This is a genomic window from Altererythrobacter sp. CAU 1778, from assembly GCF_054482795.1.
The window spans coordinates 577,949-601,707 of the sequence record NZ_JBTLRP010000002.1 but is presented as its reverse complement, the minus strand read 5'-3'; the positions used below and the strand labels follow the sequence as shown (position 1 = coordinate 601,707).

Genomic DNA, 23,759 nt, shown 5'->3' with positions numbered 1-23,759 from the left:
CCGCTTGCCTCCGGTGCACCCCGCCCGGCCTGCGCGAACGACCGTCTCGGGCAGGTCTCCTGGCTCCCGGATCAATGGCCCGCCCCGCCTTCCCGCTTGCGCAGTGGCTGTGTGGAGCGGCCCTCCCCGGTCACAGTTGCGGGGGCAGCCGGGGATTGTGACCCCGTTCCCTCTTAGGCCCGATCCCTCGGGCACCCGTGACGATGGCGCGGCGGTTAGCGGCGCGTTGCCGCTTCGGCAAGCCCCGTCGCGTCAGCGCAGGCGCGCGCATTGGCCGTTAACTTTTGTCCGGCAGGAGTCCCGCGCAGAGACGCGCCCGATTCCACCACTGCAATCGCGCACGCGACGCGTTACGCGCTGTGCGCGACCGCACAAAGGATCACGATGACTGCCACGCCGCCCCTGACCGACGACCGCCCGCGCGACTTTACCGCGCGGATGAGCCGTCGCGGGCGTGCGAAGCCCATATCCGCGAGCGCCCGCAACGCACGCCGCGGTCGCAGCGCGCTGGCGCTGGCAGCGGCCGTGGCAGTTCCGGCCATGGCGACACCATCGGACTGGCCGTTCGGCACACCGGACCACGAAGCCCGGCCCATGGCGGAACCGATGGCGTTCGAAACGCCCGGCGAAAGCTTCCCCGGCTCGGCCTTCTACTACATGGTCGAAGAACCCTACGCCGCGCTGGTCGACTACCGGAGCGACACGCCGCTGCTGGCGAACACCTACACAGATGCGGAGCCCGCCCCGACCCTGCCCGGTCCGGTCGGAGCCGCCGCGCAGCCGCTGGTCGCTGCGGGAAGCGCGCTCGATCGCACGCGCGCGCTCGAGTGCCTGACGATGGCGATCTATTACGAAGCGCGCAGCGAACCCGACGCCGGGCAGCGCGCCGTGGCGCAGGTCGTGCTCAATCGGGTCAAGCATCCAAGCTATCCGAACAGCGTGTGCGGCGTGGTCTTCCAGGGATCGCAGCGGCAGACGGGCTGCCAGTTCAGCTTCACCTGCGATGGCTCCATGCGCCGCCAGCCCGCGAAGCTGTGGTGGGACCGCGCGCGCGGCGTGGCGCTATCGGCGCTGGGCGGCGCGGTCTATCGCCCGGTGGGCCTGGCGACACATTACCATACCACCGCAATTCATCCCTACTGGGCGGACAGCCTGCTGCGGGTCGGCACCATCGGCGCGCACCACTTCTACCGGTTCGGGAATGCCGCGGGTCAGCCCGCCGCATTCCGCAGCGCCTATGTCGGCAGCGAGCCTGCTGCCCGCGCCTTGCCCCGGACGCAGCCCGATCTCGCCAATGCCGCGCCCGATCCGCTCGACGTGGTCAAGGCCTACGAAGAGGCTTATCAGCGCGCGGTGACCCAGCATCAGGCGACGGCGGGGACAGTCGGCAGCGCGCCCGCCGCGACGCCATCCCCAGCGCCGGTCTATTCCGAGGCCGTGCGCGCACGCGGAGGGGAGGATCTCTACAAGGCCCAAGGGCCAGCCGGCTCGGGTTCGGTCCGGCCCGAATACGCCAATTCCGGCAAGTGGCTCGGCGATCCGCCCCCGGGCGATACCCGCCGAGGCGACAGGTAAAGATTGCGGCAACCATGCCGCGAGACGGGGCGTTAGGCTGTCAGGTTTAGAGACCGGCACAACAGGTCGCCAACAAGAGAAAACCTTCATGTCGCTTCGCTTTGCCGCCGCCCGCCAGTTCCCGCGGGCGCGCATGTCCCGTCACCAGGTTCGCAGTGCCATGCGCACCCCCGCCAATGATTGCGGCGCCGCTCCGGCAGAACTCGACGAGGTTCTGCGCGCGGCTCTCTCACATCTCACCCAGCATGGCCTTGACGCGCCCAAGGCTGCGCACCGTCATGCGCTGGCGGCCCTGCGCGCGGGTGATCGCGAAGCGTTCAAACGCTGGACGGCGATCTGCCGCACCTTCGATCGCCGAGCCGCTCGCGCATTGGACCGTCTGGACGCCCACCAGTCGCAAGGCGAGACCGCCTCGTCGCTCTGAGGGAAACTGCGGGAACAGTCCGCCTGCCCACCAGTCTGCACTCTAGGCCGGAGTATTCCGGAACCTTCCGCGCGCGCCCAATATGCACAGGTGTCGGCACAAGCTAATTGCTATTGCGAACCAATTGCATTTAACTATGTGAAATTAGACTTTTTGCCGGTTGCAATCCCTATTTCACGCGCCTAGGCCGCATGGCGAGTTTCCGGGCGCGGCTTCCTCGCGGGACGCGAGCGTGCGCCATTCGGTCTGCCACAGCGGTCCCGTGCGTTTGGAAGGACGGATTCCCTTTATGGCTCGCAAGAAGATCGCTCTCATCGGCTCCGGCATGATCGGCGGCACCCTCGCCCATCTCGCCGCGAAGAAGGAAATGGGCGACATCGTCCTGTTCGACATCGCCGAAGGGATGCCGCAGGGCAAGGCGCTCGACCTCAGCCAATGCGGCCCGATCGAAGGCTTCGACGCGAAGATCACCGGGACCAACGACTATGCCGACATCGCCGGCGCGGACGTGGTGATCGTAACCGCCGGCGTGCCGCGCAAGCCCGGCATGAGCCGCGACGATCTGCTCGGCATCAACCTCAAGGTGATGAAGGCCGTCGGCGAAGGCATCAAGAACAACTGCCCCGACGCATTCGTGATCTGCATCACCAACCCTCTCGACGCGATGGTCTGGGCGCTGCGCGAATTCAGCGGTCTGCCGCATAACAAGGTCGTCGGCATGGCAGGCGTGCTCGACAGCGCGCGCTTCGCGACGTTCCTGGCATGGGAATTCGGCTGCTCGGTGAAGGACGTCAATGCCTTCGTTCTCGGCGGCCACGGCGACACCATGGTCCCCGTCACCAGCTACACCACGATCAACGGCATCCCGGTGAACGACTACGCCAAGATCAAGGGCGTTCCCGCAGAGCGCATCGATGAAATCGTGAAGCGCACCCGCGCAGGCGGCGGCGAGATCGTCCAGCTGCTCGGCAATGGCTCCGCCTATTACGCCCCCGCCACCAGCGCGATCGCGATGGCGGAAGCCTATCTCGGCGACCAGAAGCGCGTCCTGCCCTGCGCCAGCTATGTCGAAGGCAAGTATGGTCTCGACGGTCTCTATGTCGGCGTCCCCACCGTGATCGGCGCGGGCGGCACCGAAGAAGTGATCGAGATCGAGCTTTCGGACGAAGAGAAGAACAACCTCAAGGTCAGCACCGACGCGGTCGAGGAATTGCTCGAGGCCTGCAAGGGGCTGGACGAAAGCCTGAAGTAAGCCGTCATCCCGGCGCAGGCCGGGGCCTCTATCGGCCTAGCGCCGGATTGCGGAAGGTTTCAACCTCCGCTGGGACTCGACGAAGGGACAGATTGAATGAGCATCCTCGTAGACAAGAACACCAAGGTCATCACACAAGGGATGACCGGCGATACCGGCACTTTCCACACGCAGCAGGCGCTCGATTACGGGACGCAGATGGTTGCAGGTGTGACGCCGGGCAAAGGCGGCACGACGCATATCGGCCTGCCCAACTACAACACCGTGGCCGAGGCCAAGGAAGCGACCGGCGCGACCGCATCATGCATCTACGTGCCGCCGCCGTTCGCAGCCGACGCCATGCTGGAAGCCATCGCGGCGGAGATCGAGCTGATCGTTGCGATTACCGAAGGCGTTCCGGTGATGGACATGGTCAAGGTCAAGCGCGCACTGCAGGGCAGCAAGAGCCGCCTGATCGGCCCCAACTGTCCCGGCGTTCTGACGCCCGGCGAATGCAAGATCGGCATCATGCCGGGTTCGATCTTCAAGAAGGGCAGCGTCGGCGTCGTCAGCCGCTCGGGCACGCTGACCTATGAAGCGGTCCACCAGACCACGCAGGTCGGCCTCGGCCAGACCACCGCTGTCGGCATCGGCGGCGACCCCGTCAACGGCACCAACTTCATCGACGTGCTCGAGATGTTCCTCGCCGACGATGAAACCAAGTCGATCATTATGATCGGCGAGATCGGCGGCAGCGCCGAAGAAGAAGCCGCGCAGTTCATCAAGGACGAAGCTGCCAAGGGCCGCCGCAAGCCGATGGTCGGCTTCATCGCGGGCCGCACGGCACCTCCGGGCCGCCGCATGGGCCACGCGGGCGCAATCGTGTCCGGCGGACAGGGCGGCGCAGACGACAAGATCGAAGCGATGGAAAGCGCCGGCATCCGTGTCAGCCCCTCGCCCAGCGAACTCGGCACCACTCTCGAAGGGCTGCTGAAGGAACTGGCGTAGTCCGCGACGCGTACCGAAAGGGCGCAGCATTTTTTGTGAGGCCCCATGGGTAACGAACAGCACGATTTCGATCTCGACGAACGCCAGCAGGGCCCATCGTGGGCGCGCAGCGGATGGCCGCTCGTGGGCGGCGATGCGGAAGACGACCTTACGCAGGCGCTCGACCCGACCACGCTGAAAGTCGCGATCGCCAATGCCAGCGCGAAGGCGGGCAAGCCCGTCGACACCAAGAGCATCGAGCAGGCGGCTGACAATTCGATCCGCGCGATGCTGCTGATCCGGCTGTACCGCGTGCGCGGGCATCTGGCGGCGAACCTCGACCCGCTCGGCCTGTCGCATCGCGAGGCGCCCGACGACCTGACGCTGAAATGGCACGGCTTCGATGGTCAGGAAGACCTGGAGGTCTACGTCGGCGGCGTGTTCGGCTTCGAATGGATTTCCATCGGGGAACTCTACAAGGCGCTGCGCAGCACCTATTGCGGCAATGTCGGCCTCGAATACATGCATATCGCCGACACCGAGGAACGGCGCTTCCTGCAGGACCAGTTCGAAAGCCCGGAAGAAACGATCCAGTTCACAAACGAAGGCAAGGAAGCCATCCTCGCCGCCGTGGTGCGGGGCGAGGAATACGAGAAGTTCCTCGGCAAGAAATACGTCGGCACCAAGCGCTTCGGCCTCGACGGCGGGGAATCGATGATCCCGGCGCTCGAAGCCGTCATCAAGTATGGCGGCGCGATGGGCGTGCGCGAGATCGTCTACGGCATGGCCCACCGCGGGCGGCTGAACGTTCTCGCCAACGTCATGGGCAAGCCCTACCGCGTGATCTTCCACGAATTCCAGGGCGGCAGCGCCAATCCGGAAGACGTCGGCGGATCGGGCGATGTGAAATACCACCTCGGCACCAGCACCGACCGTGAATTCGACGGCATCAACGTGCATATGTCGCTCGTCCCCAATCCCAGCCACCTCGAAGCGGTGAACCCCGTCGTGCTGGGCAAGGTCCGCGCGCAACAGGCCATGCGCGAGGATCTCGCGGCGCACGAACAGGTGCTACCCGTGTTGCTGCACGGCGACGCGGCCTTCGCCGGACAGGGTATCGTATGGGAATGCCTCGGCTTTTCCGGCGTTCGGGGATACAACACCGGTGGGTGCATTCACTTCGTCATCAACAACCAGATCGGTTTCACCACGAGCCCGCAGTTCGCGCGCAGTTCGCCCTATCCCAGCGATGTCGCGAAGGGCGTCCAGGCGCCGATACTGCACGTCAACGGCGACGATCCGGAAGCGGTCACCTTCGCCTGCAAGCTGGCGGTCGAATATCGCCAGAAGTTCAAGCGCGACATCGTGATCGACATGTGGTGCTACCGCCGCTTCGGCCATAACGAGGGCGACGAGCCCAAGTTCACCCAGCCGCTGATGTATGACGCGATCCGAAAGCACCCGAGGGTGAGCGATCTCTATTCCGAAAAGCTCATCAAGCAGGGCGTGATCGACCCCGGCACCGCGCCGAAGCTGCGCGGCGAATTCGACAGCCTGCTGGAAGACGAATTCGAAGCGGCGAAAAGCTACAAGGCCAATCGCGCCGACTGGTTCGGCGGTCGCTGGGCCGGGCTCAACAAGCCGGCCGACGACGAGACCGCGCGCCGCAACGTCGAAAGCGCGATCGACAAGAAACTGTTCGACAGCCTCGGTCGCACGCTGACCACGGTGCCGGACGATCTGACGATCCACAAGACGCTCGGACGCGTGATCGACGCCAAGAGGGCCATGTTCGACAGCGGGGAAGGCTTCGACTGGGCAACCGCAGAAGCGCTCGCCTACGGTAGCCTCGTCACCGAAGGATATGGCGTTCGGCTGTCCGGGCAGGATTCCGGGCGCGGTACCTTCAGCCAGCGTCACGCCGTCTGGGTCGACCAGAACACGGAGCGGAAATACATTCCGCTGACCACGCTGCCGCACGGCAAGTTCGAGGTGTACGACAGCCCGCTGTCCGAATATGGCGTGCTCGGCTTCGAATACGGCTTCGCGCTGGCCGATCCCAAGACACTGGTGCTGTGGGAAGCGCAGTTCGGCGATTTCGCCAACGGCGCGCAGATCATGATCGACCAGTTCATCGCCGCGGGCGAGGTGAAGTGGCTGCGCGCCAACGGCCTCGTCCTGCTGCTGCCGCACGGTTACGAAGGCCAGGGGCCGGAACACTCCTCCGCCCGCCTGGAACGCTTCCTGCAATTGTGCGCGAACGACAATATCCAGGTCTGCAACATCACCACGCCGGCCAATTACTTCCACGTCCTGCGCCGCCAGATGTTGCGCCAGTTCCGCAAGCCGCTGGTAATCATGACGCCCAAGTCGCTGCTGCGCCATCCGATGGCGAAGAGCGCGGCGAGCGAGTTCATGGGCGATCACCAGTTCATGCGGATCAAGTCCGACACGGCAGACATCGCGGACGAAAAGATCCGCCGCCTCGTCCTGTGCAGCGGGAAGGTCGCCTACGACCTGCTGCAGAAGCGCGACGAGGAAGGCGTGGACGACGTCTCGATCGTGCGGCTGGAACAGCTCTATCCGTTCCCCGGCGAACCGCTGGTCAAGCGGCTGGAGCGGATGACCAACCTTCAGGAGGTCGTCTGGTGCCAGGAAGAGCCGAAGAACAACGGCGCGTGGTTCTTCGTGGAAAGCCAGATCGAACAGGCGCTGGGCGAAGCCGGGCACGACGGGATGCGCCCGACCTACGCGGGCCGCGAAGTCGCCGCCTCCCCTGCCACCGGCTTTGCCGAACGGCACCGGATGCAACAGGAAGCGCTGGTGCAGATCGCGCTCGACCTGGCCGATGGCGGGCAGAGTGTGCGCGACAAGCGCTCCGCCGTCCCGCCGCCCGAAACCCGCGGCAAGTAATCCGGGGCTGAACCTCTCCCCAGCTCTCAACCGGTCTCACCGATAGGAAGTGCAATTCCATGGCAACCGAAGTCAAAGTCCCCACCCTCGGCGAAAGCGTCACCGAAGCGACCGTCGGCGAATGGCTGAAGCAGCCCGGCGATGCGGTCGCCGCTGACGAGCCGATCTGTAGCCTCGAAACCGACAAGGTCGCGGTGGACGTACCCTCGCCCGTCGCTGGCGTGCTCGGATCGCATTCGGTCGCGGTTGGCGACACGGTGGAAGTCGGCGCGGTGATCGCGCTGGTCGAGGAAGGCGGCGCTCCGGCGGCGAAATCCGACGACGCGGCCAAGCCTGCTGCGGAAGGGACGCCCGCGCCGCAGCCCGCGCGCGCCGCGCAGGACGTTGCCAAGTCCGATCCGACCGACAGCCAGAGCGGCGATGCGGCGACCACCATGTCGCCTGCCGTGCGCCGCGCGGTGCTCGAACACGGGGTGGACCCGACTACGATCAAGGGCACCGGCAAGGATGGCCGCCTGACCAAGGAAGACGTGATTGCTGCCGCGAAGGCCAAGGGTGGCCGCCAGGACAGCGGCACGATCGACGATGCCGCGCCGGCCCAGGCCGTGACCAGGTCCGACCCCTCTGCCGCCGGCAGCCGCGGCACCGAACGCGTGCGCATGACGCGCCTGCGCCAGACGATCGCCCGACGCCTTAAGAGCGCGCAGGAAGAAGCCGCCCTCCTCACCACATTCAACGACGTCGACATGACCGCGGTCATCGAAGCGCGCGAGAAGTACAAGGACGCCTTCGTCAAGAAGCACGGCATCAAGCTCGGCTTCATGTCCTTCTTCGCCAAGGCCAGCACGCTCGCGCTCAAAGACGTTCCCGCCGCTAACGCGCAGATCGACGGCGACGAAATTGTCTATCACGATTACGTCGACATCTCGGTCGCAGTCAGCGCGCCGAACGGTCTGGTCGTCCCGGTCGTGCGCGACTGCGACAAGAAGAGCTTCGCGCAGATCGAACTCGACATCGCCGATTTCGGCAAGCGCGCCAAGGACGGCACGCTGACGATGGACGACATGAGCGGCGGCACCTTCACCATCTCCAACGGGGGTGTGTTCGGTTCGCTTATGAGCACGCCGATCATCAATCCTCCGCAAAGCGCCGTTCTCGGCCTCCACCGGATCGAGGATCGCCCCGTCGTGGTCGACGGCGAGATCGTCGTGCGCCCGATGATGTATATCGCGCTCAGCTACGATCACCGCCTGATCGACGGCCGCGAAGCTGTGACCGCGCTCAAGATCATCAAGGAAGCGATCGAGGATCCGACGCGCATCCTGATCGATTTGTAAACGAAACCACCCTCGTCACCCCCGCGCAGGCGGGGGTCACGCCCCCTTTTGCGGGGCGGTGATGGAAGAAGACGGTATCTCCGGCTTCGCGGGAATGACGGAAGAAGTTTGATGAGCAAAGAATACGACTACGACGTTCTTGTCATCGGTGCCGGCCCCGGCGGTTATGTCGCGGCGATCCGCGCGGCGCAGCTGGGCCTGAAGACCGCCTGCGTGGAAAGCCGCGCGACGCTCGGCGGAACCTGCCTCAACGTCGGCTGCATTCCGTCCAAGGCGATGCTGCACGCCAGCGAGTATTTCGACGCTGCCGCAAATGGCACGATGGCGGAAATGGGCGTCGAAGTGACGCCGACGCTGAACCTCGACAAGATGCACGCCCAGCGCCTCGACGCTGTAGAAGGTCTGACCAAGGGCGTCGCCTTCCTGTTCAAGAAGAACAAGGTCGACTGGAAGCAAGGCCATGCCACCTTTCAGGATGCCCATACCGTGAAGGTCGGCGACGAAACGATCACTGCGAAGGAAGTGGTGATTGCCACCGGTTCCTCCGTCACCCCGCTGCCCGGCATCGAGGTCGATAACGACAAGCAGGTCGTGGTCGACAGCACCGGCGCGCTGGAACTGCGTTCCGTCCCCAGGAAGATGGTCGTCATTGGTGGCGGCGTCATCGGGCTGGAGCTTGGCAGCGTCTGGCGGCGGCTGGGTGCGGAAGTCATCTGCATCGAATATCTCGACCAGATTCTTCCCGGCATGGACGCCGACATCCGCAAGGAAGCCAACAAGATCTTCAAGAAGCAGGGCATTCAATTCAAGCTCGGCACCAAGGTCACCGGCTGCACGGTGGAAGGCGACACCGCGACGCTGACGATGGAGCCGGCTGCGGGTGGCGAAGCCGAAACGATGGACGCGGACTGCGTGCTCGTGTCCATCGGTCGTCGGCCCAACACAGAAGGCCTCGGCCTCGACGCGATCGGACTGGAAGTGAACAAGCGCGGCCAGATCGAAGTCGATCACGAATTTCGCACCGCCGTCGACGGCGTGCGCGCGATCGGAGACGTCATCCCCGGACCCATGCTCGCCCACAAGGCAGAGGACGAAGGCATTGCCGTGGCCGAATGGATCGCGGGCCAGACCGGCATCGTCAATCACGACGTCATCCCGAGCGTCGTCTACACTCTCCCCGAAATCGCCGGTGTCGGCCTGACCGAGGAAGAGGCGAAGGAAAAGGGCGCGATCAAGACCAGCAAGTTCCCGATGATGGCGAACAGCCGTGCCAAGACAAATCACGAGCCTGATGGCTTCGTGAAGATCATCGCCGATGCGGAAACCGACCGCGTGCTGGGCGTCTGGGCGATTGCCAGCGTTGCGGGCACGATGATCGCGGAAGCCGCGCTGGGCATGGAATTCGGCGCGACGAGCGAGGATATTGCTTACACCTGCCACGCCCACCCGACCCATGCGGAGGCGATCAAGGAAGCCGCGATGGGCGTGCAGGGCAAGCCGATCCACATCTGATGGTCCCGATACGGGATCGCCTGCCCGCCCTCGCGGCGCTTGCGATCCCGGTGTCGGCGGGTGCTGCGTGGATGGCGGCCGGCGGCGCGCCTGCGCATTACCCGCTCGTCAATCTCGGCGCTCTGGCGCTCGCGTGCCTCTGGGCGCTGGTCGGGCGCGGGCCGCATACACGCATGAGCCGCCACCTGCTGTGGATCGTGCTGATCGTCGTGATGCTCAGCCCGCTGGCGATCGGACCGCGCGCCATCTCCATCACGGGTGAAAGCGTGGCGCGCTGGGTGCCGATCGGCCCGATCAACCTACATACCGGAATGCTCGCTGCCCCGGCGCTGTGCATGCTCGCCGCGCGCAACCGGGTGATGGCGCCGTGGATGCTCCTGTCCGGCATGGTGGCAGCGACCGTTCAGCCGGACGCCGCCACTGGCTTCGCGCTGACCTTTGCCGCGGCAGGGCTGTACCACGTCACGAAGGACTGGCGCGTTGGCCTCGTCACCGTTCCCGGCTTTCTCGGCGCGATTTACGCGGCGCTGCATGGCGAATTGCCACCGCAACCCTTCGTGGAGCGCCTGTTGATCGAAGCTGCCGCGCAAAGCGCCGCGTGGTCGGTCGCCCTCGCCGCTGCCTTGCTCGCGGGCTTCCTGCTGATCCTCTACACAACCCCATTCGACCGGGCCAAGCGTTTCGCCCTGGGCGGTGCGCTGTTCGGCTTTGTGGCCATGGCGGTCATGTCGCATTACCCTTACCCGCTGATCGGATACGGCGCCGCACCGATTCTCGGCTTCGGTCTCGCGCTCGGCCTGCACAGGATACCCCTACGATGACGCTTCACCCCTTCCACCTCGCCTTTCCCGTTCACGACCTGATCGCGGCCCGCGCCTTCTACGGCGAGGTTCTTGGCTGCCCGGAAGGACGCTCCGACGCGGACTGGTGCGACTTCGATTTCTTCGGCCACCAGATCGTCGCCCACCAGGCGCCGTCGGTGGTCGCCAAGGGCGCGAGCGGCAGCAATCCGGTGGACGGACACGACGTGCCGGTGCCGCATTTCGGCATCGTCCTGCCGATGGCGGACTGGCGCGTGCTGGCCGACCGGCTGACGGCGGCGGAAGTGGACTTCGTGATCGAGCCGACCGTGCGCTTCGCCGGCGAGCCGGGAGAGCAGGCGACGATGTTCTTCCGCGACCCGAGCGGCAACGCGCTGGAGATAAAGGCGATGGCCGATCCGGCCAACCTTTTCGCGAAGAACTAGCGAGCGGCCGGGTTCGGCGCTAACGGCGCTGGCATGGCATCGCAGAAAACCATGTCCCGCTTCGCCCGCTGGCATATCTGGCTGGCGTGGCTCACGGGCATTCCCATCCTGATGTGGACGCTGACCGGGCTCGTAATGGTCGCCAAGCCGATCGAGGAAGTTCGCGGAAACCACCTGCTTATCGAGCGCACGGAACCGTCGCTGCCAACCAACAACGGCATCACGATCGACCTCGCCCCCGCGGTCCGCAAGCCGGTGAAGGAAATCACCGCGACTATGTGGCGCGGCGCGCCGGTGACGCGGATTACCTTCATGGACGGCAGCATGGAGCGTTTCGACGCGATGGGCCGCCGGATGCCCGCGCTCGACGAGCCGGAGATCCGCGCCATCGTGGCCGAGCAGATCGTCGGCGGCGACCGGATCGAGACGCTGACCTTCTTCGATGCGGACGAAGTGCCGCAGGACTTCCGCCGCCCGTCGCCCGTTTGGCAAGCACGGCTGGCGGATGGCACCCACGTCTATATCGGCGCTCAGTCTGGCGAGGTCGAGGCAGTTCGGACGCGCTGGTGGCGGGTTTTCGATGTCATGTGGGGCCTGCACATCATGGATCTTCAGACGCGCGAGAATACGCATCATCCGACGCTGATCGTCTTTGCGGTGCTTGCCCTGTTGGGATCGTTGTTCGGCACGGTGCTGATGTTCCGGCGGCGCAAGGCGCGCGTGAAAGTGCCGCGGAAAGCCGCAACCCATGCCTGACACGCCACTCGGTCCGCTGTTCGGCATTCTCGACCTTGCCGGGATCGCGGTCTTTGCGCTGACCGGCGCGCTGATCGCGGCGCGGGAAAAGCAAACCTTCGTCACCATGGCATTCTTTGCGCTGATCACCGGGGTCGGCGGCGGTTCGGTGCGCGACCTGCTGATCGGTGCGCCGGTGTTCTGGATGCGCGATCCGCTGGTCGCCCCCGCCTGCCTCGCTGTGGCGCTCATCGCCTGGGTCACGCCGAACCGCTGGTGGGAAGGCAAGCTGCTGGAATATGCCGACGCTGCGGGCCTTGCAGCCTACGCGGTGCTCGGCACGGCCAAGAGCCTCGCCTATGGCATAGCGCCGGTTCCCGCGGTGCTGATGGGCGTTATCAGCGGATGCGTCGGGGGCATATTGCGCGACGTGATCGCGGGCCGCCCCTCCATCCTGATGCGTCCGGAGCTTTACGTGACCGCCGCCGCATTGTCCGCCAGCACGGTTGCAGCGCTGCTCGCGCTGGACGTGACGCGTCCCGTCGCATGGACGATCGCGGCGCTCGCCGGTTTCGGCCTGCGCGCTGCGGCGGTGCGGTGGAAAATAGAACTGCCCGCCTACTCGAGGTAGGCGGGCAGTCGGAAAATCTCAGGCGAAGAGGGTTCAGCCGGACTGGCCGAAGTCGCCCTGCTGGCCGACGGAGTAACGGTCGTCGCCACCGCCCTGACCCGTATCTTCCGGCGCAGCGTCGTATCCGCCCTGGTAATCCGGAGCGACATCGCGCCCGGCGCGCGCGCTGCGATAGGTCTCGTCGTCGAACTGGCGATCGTCCGCCACGGCGGCGCTGTCGCTCCAGTGGCGCTGGTCATCGTAGCGATTGTCGCTGTATTCGCCCGCGTTGATATCGACGTCACGAATGCGGCCATTGTTGTCGATCTCGCAATCGAAACCGCCGCCACGTTCAAGCTGACCGGTCACGCTCCACCCTTCGCCCGTGCGGCGGGCGTTATCGACGGTGGCAACGCGGTCCTCGCCGCGCTCGACCTCGTTCACGCACATATCGACCGCGCGGTCCATGCCACGGGCATCGGCGCCCAGATCGCCGCGCTGGTCGTAGCGCCGATCCTGTTGGCGGTACCGGTAGTCGTCCTGCCGGTCGGGGTAGCGATAGCGATAATCGCGCTCGTCCCGGTCGCGATAGCGGCGGTTGTTCTTCGTCGCGGCATTGGCGATTGCGGCAACCGTGCCGATGACAAGAACGCCGGTCAGGATGTCGCCGACATCGGTACGGTTGCGATAGCGGTACCCGCGATAATCGCGATAGCGATGGTTGTTCGCGACCTCCGCCTCTGCGTCATAGGCCGTGGCTGGGGCGGACGCGTGCGCCGGACCGGCCGGTGCGGCAATGTCCGCGCCGAGCGCAGGGGTTGCAACCAGCGAGAGGCTGGCGGCGGTGGCAAGGAATGTGGTCAATCGGGCCATCGGTTATCCCCCCGAATATGGCGCTGACAGGTGCAGTATGGACGACGAAATAGGCGGTCCAGGCTGGCTAGAGCCTGAACCGCCGGTGCGTCTGCGTGCAGAAGGGAGATCAACGCAGACCGCGAATGCTCTTGAAGTCGATGTCCACGACGCGGCCGTACTGGACGTCGCAGCTGAACTTACCGCTGTCGCCGCGATAACGGCGATCGTAGCGCCTGTCGTATCGGCTATCGTAGCGCGAATTGTAGCGGTTTGAGTAGCCGTAGCCGCTCTGGCCATCGACCACGACGCGACCCTTCACGCGCCAGCCGCGGCGCTTGTCGTCGACGTCCTCGATCTCGGTCACGTCGGCATAGCGATAACCCGCACGGCGCGCCTGGCTCTCGACGGCGCGGACGCACTGGTCGACCGCGCTGCGGCCGGTGTTGCGATAGCGGCCGTTGCGATAGTTGTAGCGGCTGTCGCGATAATCGTAGCGGTCGCGATTACCGACGGAGCCAGCAACGGCTGCGATACCGCCGAGGATCAGCGCACCGGCGATGATCTCGCCTGCGTCGATGCCGTCGTCATTGCGGTCGCGATAGGATTGCGCGGCGACGGGTGTTGCCGCCATGGCCATCGCACCCGCGGCGATGGCTCCGGTCAGTGCTTTGGTCATGAGCGTCATAGGTATCCCTTTCAAATTCTCGTGGGGCGGGTTTTCCGCCATCCGACAATCAAAGTTATACCACTTCGCCGTGAGGTCTCGCTGAACCTCGTTTTCAGCAGCCGTTCAGCTAGTCGAGGTCGAAACTGAACGGCTGCATTTTGGGCAGAAAGCTGATTTTATTCGCTCTTTGGTTCAAGTCCGGTCCATGCGGCGAGGAAAGAGAGGACATCCGCTGCTTCCGCGATCGCCTTGTCGGTGGGCTTTCCTGAACCGTGACCCGCGCGAGTCTCGACCCGGATGATATGCGGCTTGTCGCCCGTGTCGGCCGCCTGCAATGCCGCTGTGTATTTAAAGCTGTGGCCCGGCACCACGCGGTCGTCCGTATCTGCGGTGGTGACCAGAACTGCGGGGTATTCCGTCCCGCTGCGGATGTTGTGATAGGGTGAGTAGGCGCGCAGGATGCGGAAATCCTCCTCCTTGTCGGGATAGCCGTAATCGTCCACCCAGTATCGCCCGGCGGTCCAGCGGTCGAAGCGCAACATGTCCATCACGCCGACGGCAGCGTTGGCGGCGTCGAACAGGTCGGGCCGCTGGTTCGTCACCGCTCCCACCAGCAGACCGCCATTGGAGCCACCCTGAATGGCGAGGCCATTCTCGGTCGCGATCCCTTCTGCCTTCAGGAATTCGCCCGCGGCAATGAAGTCGTCGAACACGTTCTGCTTGTTCGCGCGGCGTCCGGCATCGTGCCATTCCTTGCCGTATTCTCCGCCGCCGCGAAGATTTGCGAGCGCATAGGCTCCGCCCGCCTGCAGCCATGCCATGCGGCTAGCAGAATAGCCCGGTGTCAGCGAGATGCTGAAACCGCCATACCCGTAGAGCAGCGTCGGCGCGGCCTGCCCCGCTTCGGCAATGGAGCGCTTGCGGACAATGAACATCGGCACCTTGGTACCGTCCTTCGACGGGTAGAAACGCTGTTCGACCACGAAATCGTCGGGATCGAAGGCGACTTCGGGCTCGGCAAAGGTGGTCGTCTCTCCGCTCGCGAGATCGAGGCGATAGACCGCGCCCGGCCGGTTGAAGCTGGAGAAGGAATAGAAGGTCTCCTCCTCGTCCGGATCGCCGGTGAAGCCGCCAGCGCTGCCAATCCCGTTCAGCTCGATCTGCCCAACCATCTTGCCGGTCAGATCGTGCATGACCGCCTTGGAGGCCGCGTCCTTCAGATAGGACACAATCATGCGGCTGCCGACCAGCGAGACGCCGTCGATCGGCTCTTCCTTCTCCGGCACGACCACGTCGAAGCGAGGGTTCGCAGCGGCCATGTCGATGGCGACCACCCGCGATTTGGGCGCACCCTGGTCCGTGCGGAAGAACAGGCGCGAACCGATACCATCGATCAGCGACCAGTCGTTTTCGAACCCGGTCACCAGCGGCGTGGCGGTCCAGCCCGCCGCGTCGCGCCTGGAGAGGTCGATGAGGTGCGTTTCGTACTTCGCATCGGTGCCCAGCGAACTGGTGATGACCGCCCAGCGGCCGTCATGCGTGACAGCGGCGGCATGCCCGCGCTCGCGGTGTTCCGGCGTTTCGAACACCAGCTCGTCCTGGTCCTGCGTCGTGCCGAGCTTGTGATAGAACACCTGCTGGCCGTAATTCAGTGCCTGGAAATCCTGTCCGGCTTCCGGCTCCGGGAAGCGCGAATAGAGGAAACCGTCGTTGCCGACCCATGCGAGGTTAGAGAACTTCACCCAACGGGTGTCCTCGCCCACGGTCTGCCCGCTGTCGACGTCCAGCACGCGCACGATGCGCCAGTCGGTTCCGCCGTCCTGCACGCTGTAGAGCACGTACTTCCCGTCGGGTGAGGGCACCCACCCGCTCAGCGCGGCGGCGTCGTCCTCCGACCAGGCGTTGGGATCGATCAGCAGGCGTTCCTCGCCCGCCAGCCCTTCGCGCACGTACAGTGGCGACTGGTTCTGCAGCCCTGTGTTGCGGGTGTAGAAATAGCGATCCCCGGCGCGCGTGGGCGTCGAAAAGCGCTCGTAATTGTAAAGCTCGCCTATCTTCTCGCCAAACCACTCCCGCGCAGGCAGCGCGGCGAGATAGCCTTCCGACACGCGGTTCTGCGAGGCGACCCAGTTGGCGACTTCGGGATTGTTGCGAACGTCGTCTTCCAGCCAGCGATACGGATCGGCAATCGTCTCGCCGAAAATCTCTTCGCTGACATCCTGGCGATAGGTGTCGGGATAGTCGGCCAGCGGTACTTCGGTCGCGTCTTGCGCTGCGAGCGGGCTTGCAGTGGGAATGGCAGTCATCAGGGCAGTGGCTGCCAGTAGGGTGTAGCGGCGCATGGCGAACTCCGTTTTGTCATTTGCTTGCCGATGTAACGACCTCGGCCCCGGTTGCAACCGCAGTTCCGCAAGCTGCAATTGCGCGTGGCGCCGCGCACGATTAGCCATCCGGCATGAGCGATGCCCTGCCGATTGCCGAAGGACAGGCGCTGATCCTGTTCGACGCCGAATGTGTGCTGTGCAGCGCCAACGCGCGCTTCGTGCTGACCCGCGACCGGGCAGAGCGCTTCGTGCTCGCTTCCATGCAAGGACAGCTGGGCGCCAGCCTGTTTGCAAAGCATGGCATCGATCCCGCCGATCCGACCACGATCCTCGTCATCGAAGGCGGGATCGAGCATGGACGCGTCCGGCAAAACAGCGATGCGGTGCTCGCGATCTACGAAGGGCTCGGCTGGCCATGGCGCGCGGCGGGCGTGTTCCGGGCGATACCACGCCCCTTGCGCGACGCGGTTTACGGTTTCGTCGCCCGCAACCGCTATCGCATCTTCGGCAGACGCAAGACCTGCTGGGTTGCGCCACCCGAATATCGTGCGCGGGTGCTCTAAAGGGGGAAGGCTCGGTGAAGATCCTGATACTGGGCGGCTACGGCGTTTTCGGCGGTCGGCTGGCGCAACTCCTGCGCGACGAACCGCGGGCGACCCTCCTGATTGCGGGACGCAATGCGGCGAAAGCGCGGGGCTTTTGCGAAAGCTTCGACGGGGCGGCGACCGCCCTCCCCGCCCCGCTCGACCGCGCCGACATCGCGAGGGGACTGTCGCAGTGGCATCCTAACCTCGTGGTCGACGCATCCGGACCGTTCCAGGACTATGGCGCGCAGCGGTATCGTGTCATCGAGGCCTGCATCGCAGCGGGCTGCGACTATCTCGACTTTGCCGATGCCGCAGACTTCGTTTTCGGCGTCGATCGATACGATGCCGCGGCAAAACAGGCGGGCGTGTTTGTCCTCTCGGGCGTCAGCAGCTTCCCCGTGCTCACGGCCGCCGTGCTGCGCGCGTTGTCGCGGGACATGACGATCGAGCGGGTCGAGGGCGGCATCGCCCCATCCCCTTATGCCGGGATCGGCCTTAACGTGATGCGCGCGGTCGTGGGTTATGCGGGCGCGCCGGTGAAGCTGGTGCGCGGCGGGCGCCCTTCGCACGGCATCGGGCTGGCGGAGAGCCGCCGTTATACCATAGCCCCGCCGGGCCAATTGCCGCTGCGCAATATCCATTTCTCGCTGGTCGACGTGCCTGATCTGCAAGTGCTGCCGCCCGAACACATCGAAATGACCGACATCTGGATGGGTGCCGGGCCTGTGCCAGAGGTGCTGCATCGCGCGCTCAACCTGCTCGCCAAGGCGCGGCACCGGTTTCGCCTCCCCTCACTAGAGCCGCTTTCGCCGCTGTTCTACCGCGTGCTGAACCTCCTGAAATTAGGCGAGCATCGCGGGGGCATGTATGTCCACGCCCACGGCCATCGCGACGGCTCCCGGATCGAACGCAGCTGGCACCTGCTGGCGGAGGGCGACGACGGCCCCTTCATCCCGTCTATGGCAGTGGAAGGGATCGTCCGCAAACTGCTGGCCGGCGAGCGTCCCGAGGCCGGAGCGCGGGCTGCCACAAGAGCGCTGGAGCTTGAGGATTACGATGACCTCTTCGCGGGCCGCGCGATCACGACGGGCTTCCGCGAGCACGGCGGCGCAGTGTCGCTTTACCGGCAGCTGCTGGGTTCGGCGTTCGATACCCTGCCGTCGCAGGTGCAGGCGCTGCACGACAGCGCGGCGGAGCGGGTGTGGAAGGGATCGGCCAAGGTCACGCGAGGCCATGGCCTGCTGGCCGGACTGGTCGCCCGCACCTTCGGCTTTCCACGGTCGGCGGGGGAAGTCGCCGTCAGCGTGCACTTCAAGCCTGAGGCAAACGGCGAGCTATGGTCTCGCGACTTCGGCGGGCAGCGCTTCTCGTCTTATCAGTCCGCGGGAACAGGCAGGAACACGCACCTGCTGGTCGAACGTTTCGGAGCCGTGCGAATCGCGCTGGCGCTGGTCGTCGACGGAGAGCGATTGAAGCTTATCCCACGCCGATGGTCTTTCGTCGGCATCCCCATGCCCAAGGCTCTGCTGCCACGCGGCGAAAGTTTCGAGACGCAGACCGGCGGACAGTTCACCTTCGATGTTACCATAACGCTGCCGCTGATCGGCCATGTGGTGCGTTATTGCGGGACGCTCGCCCCGGTCTGATCAGCAGACAGAAAAGGGGCCGCCGGATCGCTCCGACGGCCCCTCAAATCTTTTGCGAGGGAAGCGCCTCAGGCGTCTTCCATTTCCTCGTCAGCGTTCGTCACCGGACCGCTGTCGACGCCCTTGGCAGCTTCGTCGCGGTCGACGAGTTCGATCACGGCCATCTGCGCCGCGTCGGAGGCGCGGTAGCCGGCCTTGATGATGCGGGTGTAGCCACCTTCGCGGTCGCCGTAACGTTCCGCCAGGGTCTCAAACAGCTTCTTTTCCTGCGGAGCGTCGAGCAGGCGAGCGTGCGCGAGGCGACGGTTGGACAGGCCACCCTTCTTCGCCAGCGTGATCAGCTTTTCGACGTAGGGACGCAGTTCCTTGGCCTTGGGCAGGGTCGTGGTGATCTGCTCGTGCTTGATCAGCGCGGCGGCCATGTTGCGCAGCAGGGCCGTACGATGCCCGCTCTTGCGACCCAGCTTACGCTGCGAAATTCCGTGACGCATATCTCTTCTCTTTCGTTCGTTAGGAGCCCGTATGAGGTAGCCCGTACCCGGTGACCGTTCAGGCCGTCACCTCCGCCATTTCGATCCGCTGCGAGCCGCAAGGGATCATGGGCTCCGGGACAAATCCCGGAGCTCATGCAATCATCAGCCGAGCAGTTCCTGCTCGAGCTTCTTGGCCATTTCCTCGATGTTCTCGGGCGGCCATCCGGGGATGTCCATGCCGAGGCGAAGGCCCATGCTGGAAAGCACTTCCTTGATCTCGTTGAGCGACTTGCGGCCGAAGTTCGGCGTGCGCAGCATCTCGGCTTCGGTCTTCTGAACCAGATCGCCGATGTAGATGATGTTGTCGTTCTTGAGGCAGTTGGCCGAACGGACCGACAGTTCCAGTTCGTCGACCTTCTTGAGAAGGTAGCGGTTCAGCTGGTTGGCGTCGTCTTCCTGCGGCGCTGCGGCCTGGCCGATCATTGCCGACTGCGGCTGCGGGATGCCGTCTTCGAAGTGGACGAACAGGGTCAGCTGGTCCTGCAGGATGCGCGCGGCATAGGCGATCGCATCTTCCGGGGTGACCGTACCGTCGGTTTCGATCGTCAGGCTCAGCTTGTCGAAGTCGAGTTCCTGCCCGACGCGGGCATTCTCGACCTTGTAGCTGACCTGGCGAACCGGCGAATACAGGCTGTCGACCGGGATCAGGCCGATCGGCGCGTCGGCCGGACGGTTGTTGACCGCGGGAACGTAGCCCTTGCCGGTGTCGGCGGTGAGTTCCATGTTCAGCGTCGCGCCTTCGTCCAGGTGGCACAGCACCAGGTCGGGGTTGAGCACTTCGATGTCGCCGGTGACGGCGATGTCACCAGCCTTGACGTCGCCCGGACCGGTCGCGGAAAGCTGGAGCCGCTTGGGGCCTTCGCCTTCCATCTTCAGCGCGATCTGCTTCACGTTGAGGACCATGTCGGTGACGTCTTCACGCACACCGGCGAGGCTGGAGAATTCGTGCAACACGTTCTCGATCTTGATCGAGGTGATCGCTGCACCCTGCAGCGAGCTGAGCAGCACACGGCGCAGCGCATTGCCCAGCGTCAGGCCGTAGCCACGCTCGAGCGGTTCGGCGACGAAAGTAGCCTTACGCTTCTTGTCGTTGCCTTCCTTGATGTCGAGGGTGTTCGGCTTTTTCAGTTCCTGCCAGTTCTTCATATTGACGGACATGGATATCCCCTGGGGTGTTGGTTCTTGCAAGGACGGCCGCTGAGCGCTGGGAAGCGCCGCGGCCGATCCGATTGATCGGCGGGCCGAAGCCCGCCGGGCAGGTTCGAAATCAGACGCGGCGGCGCTTGGACGGCCTCACGCCATTGTGCGGGATCGGCGTTACGTCGCGGATCGAGGTAATGGTGAAGCCGACGGCTGCAAGACCGCGCAGCGCGCTTTCGCGGCCGGAGCCCGGGCCCTTCACTTCGACTTCCAGCGTCCGCACGCCGTGTTCGGCAGCCTTCTTGCCGGCGTCGTCCGCTGCGACCTGCGCGGCGTACGGCGTCGACTTGCGGCTGCCTTTGAAGCCCATCATGCCGGCGCTGGACCAGCTGATGGCATTGCCCTGCGCGTCGGTGATGGTGATCATCGTGTTGTTGAAGCTGGCGTTGATGTGCGCCACACCACTGGTGATGTTCTTCTTGTCACGCCGCCTTACTCGGCCGGGTTCGCGTGCCATAATGTTTATCCTGTCTTCAGAGAATCGTAAGTCGAAGAAGTCGAAGCAAGCCTAGCGGCTTACTTCTTCTTGCCCGCGATCGGCTTCGCCTTGCCCTTGCGAGTGCGCGCATTGGTGTGCGTGCGCTGGCCGCGGACCGGAAGGCCGTTGCGATGACGAAGGCCGCGATAGGACCGAAGGTCCATCAGGCGCTTGATGTTCATCGCGGTGTTGCGGCGAAGGTCGCCCTCGACCGTGTAGTCGCCGTCGATCGTTTCACGGATCTGCAGGACTTCACCGTCGGTCAGGTCCTGAACGCGGCGGGTGTGATCGATGCCCAGCTTGTCGGCGATATCCACAGCGGTCTTGCGGCCGATTCCGTGGATGTAGGTGAGCGCGATAATCACGCGCTTGTTGGTGGGGAGGTTTACCCCGGCAATACGTGCCACTTACGTCTCCATGCTCCACAGCGGACATCGACATGATGCCGCCATCTCATAGCGGTTTCCCGACAGGGCAACGGGGCGGTCCCCGGTGCTGAAACGACAAAAAGCCCGGTTGGCGCACCTGTAGGGCTGGCGCCGCCCGGACACGATTGTCACTGTCGAATGAAAGGCGCACTTACGGTGATTCGCGCGCGACGTCAACCGGCGAGTGGAGGCGCAAGGCCCCACTCCCGTCCTGATAACGGCCATTGTTAGCGCAAATGCAAACAGGCGTCAAAACCCGGCATCCCTCGCCCCGCCGAACGGAGCGAACAATCCGGCGAGCCGGGCGCCGATCGACCGGCTCAGCCTTCCAGCACGCCTTCGATGGCGGCGGTGACCGTTTCCATGTCGGACATGCCGTCGATCCGCGTCACGATGCCGCGTTCGTCGTAGATCGGCAGGATCGGCGCGGTCTTCGCGCGATATTCGTCCATGCGGGTGCGGACGGTTTCCTCTTTGTCATCGGGACGGCGCTTGAACTCGGTCGAGCCGCATTCATCGCACACGCCCTCCACCTTCGGCGGCTTGGCGGTGTCGTGGTAGAGCGCACCGCAACTGGCGCAGGAGAACCGGCCCGTGATGCGTTCGACCAGCGCGTCGATATCCACTTCCAGCTCGATCACGTGGTCGAGGGTGCGGCCGTGCTTGGCCAGCAACGTGTCGAGCGACTTCGCCTGCGCTTCCGTGCGGGGATAACCGTCGAAGAGCGCACCGACGCCCTCACCAAGGGCGGCGAGTTCCGCGTCGATCAGGTCCGAGACGATTTCGTCCGAGACGAGTTCGCCCCGGTCCATCACTTCCTTGGCCTTCACGCCGACCGGCGTCTGCGCCTTGACGGCGGCGCGCAACATGTCGCCGGTGGAAAGCTGGCGCATGCCGTGATGTTCGACCAGGCGCTGGGCCTGGGTGCCTTTGCCGGCACCCGGAGGCCCGAGAAGAATGATGTTCAAAGCGTGTCCCCCATGGACCTGTTCCGATTCGGGCCGAGCGGCCGGTCTCGGCAAAACCATGCCCTAGCGCAGTCGACCCTTCAACTTCGCCTTTTTGATGAGATCGCCGTACTGGTGCGCCAGCAGATGCGACTGGATCTGGGTGATCGTATCGACCGTGACGTTGACGACGATCAGCAGGCTGGTGCCGCCGAGGAACAGCGGAACCCCGGTCTGTGCGATCATGTATTCCGGTATGATGCAGACCAGCGCGAGATAGATCGCACCCACCACGGTGATGCGCGTCAGCACGTAGTCTAGATATTCCTGCGTGCGCTTGCCCGGCCGGATCCCCGGAATGAAGCCGCCGTTCTTCTTCAGGTTCTCGGCCGTCTCTTCGGGATTGAAGACCACGGCTGTGTAGAAGAAGGCGAAGAAGATGATGAGCGCGCCATAGAGCGCCATGTAGAGCGGCTGGCCGTGCTGAAGATACTGCAGCATCGACTGCAGGATGGTGCCGGTGGTGCTGCTGGTATCGAGGTTGTTGCCGGCAAACTGCGTCACCGTAAGCGGCAGCAGCAGCAGCGAGCTGGCGAAGATCGGCGGGATCACGCCCGCGGTGTTGAGCTTCAGCGGCAGGTGGCTGCGATCGGCCTGCATCATGCCGCGCTGCGTGGCGCGCTTGGGATACTGGATCAGCAGGCGACGCTGAGCGCGTTCGACGAAGCAGATCACCAGAATGACGACCACGATCATGATGATCAGGCCCGCTACGATGGCGGGATTGATCGCGCCCGAACGGGTGCCTTCGAACATGTTGGCCGTAAAGGTCGGGAACTGGGCGACGATGCCCGCCATGATGATCAGCGAAACGCCGTTGCCGATACCACGTGCGGTGATCTGCTCACCCAGCCACAGCAGGAACATCGTGCCGCCGATCAGGCTGATGACCGCGCCGATGCGGAACATGAGGCCGGGATCGACCACGGCCTGAATGCCGCTCTGCACGCCCAGCGCCTCGAGGCCTGTGGCAATGAACCAACCCTGGATGCCGCACAGCAGCACGGTGCCGTAGCGGGTGTACTGGTTGAGCTTCTTGCGCCCCGCCTCGCCTTCCTTCTTCAAGGCCATCAAGGATGGATGCAGGGCCGCGGCCATCTGCACCACGATCGAGGCGGTGATGTAAGGCATGACGCCCAGCGCGATCAGGCTCATGCGCTCCAGCGAACCGCCGGAGAACACGTTGAACATGTCGAGAATGCCACCGCGCTGCGTGTCGTAGAGCGAAGCCAGCGAAACCGGATTGACCCCGGGCAGCGGCACGAAACTGAGGAAACGGAAGACGATCAGCGCACCGATCGTGAACCAGATCCGCTGGCGCAGCTCCGTGGCCTTGCCAAAGTTGGACAGGTTGAAATTGCTTGCGAGAGCGTCGGCGCGTGAAGCCATGACCGGTATCGTATCCTAGCGTTTCGCCGGTCCCTCCCGGCATAGAGGGGCTAGATAGGAAGCGGGGGCCGACTT

22 protein-coding genes and 1 riboswitch are annotated in these 23,759 nt (G+C 64.7%); of the genes, 13 read left to right on the top strand and 9 right to left on the bottom strand.

Features of this window, described 5'->3' with window-relative positions:
* Positions 1-32: 32 nt before the first annotated feature.
* A riboswitch (cobalamin riboswitch) is annotated at positions 33-214 on the bottom strand.
* A gap of 170 nt (positions 215-384) precedes the next feature.
* From ACXYN8_RS11060 to ACXYN8_RS11010, 11 genes are all read left to right on the top strand, one after another.
* Complete coding sequence (locus ACXYN8_RS11060; protein WP_458889499.1) at positions 385-1,575, top strand: cell wall hydrolase; 1,191 nt, start codon at positions 385-387, stop codon at positions 1,573-1,575.
* Positions 1,576-1,663: 88 nt separating this feature from the next.
* A complete protein-coding gene (locus ACXYN8_RS11055; protein WP_458889498.1) occupies positions 1,664-1,999 on the top strand; it encodes a hypothetical protein in 336 nt (111 codons plus the stop codon).
* Between the two features lie 289 nt (positions 2,000-2,288).
* Positions 2,289-3,251, top strand: coding sequence for a malate dehydrogenase (mdh, locus tag ACXYN8_RS11050; RefSeq protein ID WP_458889497.1), 963 nt, complete (start codon positions 2,289-2,291; stop codon positions 3,249-3,251).
* A 96-nt stretch (positions 3,252-3,347) separates the two neighbouring features.
* Entirely contained in the window at positions 3,348-4,238 is an 891-nt protein-coding gene (sucD, locus tag ACXYN8_RS11045; RefSeq protein WP_458889496.1) for a succinate--CoA ligase subunit alpha, read from the top strand.
* Positions 4,239-4,283: 45 nt separating this feature from the next.
* Positions 4,284-7,130: a 2-oxoglutarate dehydrogenase E1 component gene (locus ACXYN8_RS11040; RefSeq protein ID WP_458889495.1), complete on the top strand. Its 2,847-nt coding sequence runs from the start codon at positions 4,284-4,286 to the stop codon at positions 7,128-7,130.
* A gap of 59 nt (positions 7,131-7,189) precedes the next feature.
* Positions 7,190-8,467, top strand: coding sequence for a 2-oxoglutarate dehydrogenase complex dihydrolipoyllysine-residue succinyltransferase (gene odhB / locus ACXYN8_RS11035; RefSeq protein ID WP_458889494.1), 1,278 nt, complete (start codon positions 7,190-7,192; stop codon positions 8,465-8,467).
* 111 nt (positions 8,468-8,578) lie between these two features.
* A complete protein-coding gene (gene lpdA / locus ACXYN8_RS11030) occupies positions 8,579-9,979 on the top strand; it encodes a dihydrolipoyl dehydrogenase (protein WP_458889493.1) in 1,401 nt (466 codons plus the stop codon).
* Entirely contained in the window at positions 9,979-10,800 is an 822-nt protein-coding gene (locus tag ACXYN8_RS11025) for a hypothetical protein (RefSeq protein WP_458889492.1), read from the top strand. The genes lpdA and ACXYN8_RS11025 overlap by 1 nt, the downstream gene beginning before the upstream one ends.
* On the top strand, positions 10,797-11,225 hold the full coding sequence (locus ACXYN8_RS11020; RefSeq protein WP_458889491.1) for a VOC family protein: 429 nt from the start codon (positions 10,797-10,799) through the stop codon (positions 11,223-11,225). The genes ACXYN8_RS11025 and ACXYN8_RS11020 overlap by 4 nt, the downstream gene beginning before the upstream one ends.
* A 33-nt stretch (positions 11,226-11,258) precedes the next feature.
* On the top strand, positions 11,259-11,981 hold the full coding sequence (locus ACXYN8_RS11015) for a PepSY domain-containing protein (protein ID WP_458889490.1): 723 nt from the start codon (positions 11,259-11,261) through the stop codon (positions 11,979-11,981).
* A complete protein-coding gene (locus ACXYN8_RS11010) occupies positions 11,974-12,591 on the top strand; it encodes a trimeric intracellular cation channel family protein (protein ID WP_458889489.1) in 618 nt (205 codons plus the stop codon). The genes ACXYN8_RS11015 and ACXYN8_RS11010 overlap by 8 nt, the downstream gene beginning before the upstream one ends.
* 33 nt (positions 12,592-12,624) lie before the next feature.
* Here ACXYN8_RS11010 and ACXYN8_RS11005 read toward each other — a convergent pair whose 3' ends face one another.
* From ACXYN8_RS11005 to ACXYN8_RS10995, 3 genes are all read right to left on the bottom strand, one after another.
* Positions 12,625-13,443, bottom strand: a complete 819-nt coding sequence (locus ACXYN8_RS11005; RefSeq protein WP_458889488.1) for a hypothetical protein — start codon at positions 13,441-13,443, stop codon at positions 12,625-12,627.
* A gap of 109 nt (positions 13,444-13,552) precedes the next feature.
* The gene (locus tag ACXYN8_RS11000) at positions 13,553-14,101 is read right to left on the bottom strand and encodes a hypothetical protein (protein WP_458889487.1); all 549 of its coding nucleotides are present in this window, start codon (positions 14,099-14,101) and stop codon (positions 13,553-13,555) included.
* A 167-nt stretch (positions 14,102-14,268) separates the two neighbouring features.
* Positions 14,269-16,434, bottom strand: a complete 2,166-nt coding sequence (locus tag ACXYN8_RS10995) for a prolyl oligopeptidase family serine peptidase (protein WP_458889486.1) — start codon at positions 16,432-16,434, stop codon at positions 14,269-14,271.
* A gap of 113 nt (positions 16,435-16,547) precedes the next feature.
* On the opposite strand from ACXYN8_RS10995, the gene ACXYN8_RS10990 reads away from it, so the two are divergent.
* Complete coding sequence (locus ACXYN8_RS10990; RefSeq protein WP_458889485.1) at positions 16,548-16,979, top strand: thiol-disulfide oxidoreductase DCC family protein; 432 nt, start codon at positions 16,548-16,550, stop codon at positions 16,977-16,979.
* Positions 16,980-16,993: 14 nt separating this feature from the next.
* Positions 16,994-18,649 carry a DUF4166 domain-containing protein gene (locus tag ACXYN8_RS10985; RefSeq protein WP_458889484.1) on the top strand — a complete coding sequence of 552 codons (1,656 nt, stop codon included), beginning with the start codon at positions 16,994-16,996 and terminating at the stop codon, positions 18,647-18,649.
* A gap of 68 nt (positions 18,650-18,717) precedes the next feature.
* On the opposite strand, the gene rplQ is transcribed toward ACXYN8_RS10985, so the two are convergent.
* From rplQ to secY, 6 genes are all read right to left on the bottom strand, one after another.
* Positions 18,718-19,140, bottom strand: a complete 423-nt coding sequence (gene rplQ / locus ACXYN8_RS10980) for a 50S ribosomal protein L17 (protein ID WP_458889483.1) — start codon at positions 19,138-19,140, stop codon at positions 18,718-18,720.
* A gap of 144 nt (positions 19,141-19,284) precedes the next feature.
* Complete coding sequence (locus ACXYN8_RS10975) at positions 19,285-20,340, bottom strand: DNA-directed RNA polymerase subunit alpha (RefSeq protein ID WP_458889482.1); 1,056 nt, start codon at positions 20,338-20,340, stop codon at positions 19,285-19,287.
* Between the two features lie 109 nt (positions 20,341-20,449).
* Positions 20,450-20,839, bottom strand: coding sequence for a 30S ribosomal protein S11 (gene rpsK / locus ACXYN8_RS10970; protein WP_458889481.1), 390 nt, complete (start codon positions 20,837-20,839; stop codon positions 20,450-20,452).
* Between the two features lie 59 nt (positions 20,840-20,898).
* Positions 20,899-21,267: a 30S ribosomal protein S13 gene (gene rpsM, locus ACXYN8_RS10965; RefSeq protein WP_458889480.1), complete on the bottom strand. Its 369-nt coding sequence runs from the start codon at positions 21,265-21,267 to the stop codon at positions 20,899-20,901.
* 341 nt (positions 21,268-21,608) lie between these two features.
* Complete coding sequence (locus ACXYN8_RS10960) at positions 21,609-22,256, bottom strand: adenylate kinase (protein ID WP_458889478.1); 648 nt, start codon at positions 22,254-22,256, stop codon at positions 21,609-21,611.
* Positions 22,257-22,319: 63 nt separating this feature from the next.
* Entirely contained in the window at positions 22,320-23,684 is a 1,365-nt protein-coding gene (gene secY, locus ACXYN8_RS10955) for a preprotein translocase subunit SecY (RefSeq protein WP_458889477.1), read from the bottom strand.
* Positions 23,685-23,759: the final 75 nt, after the last annotated feature.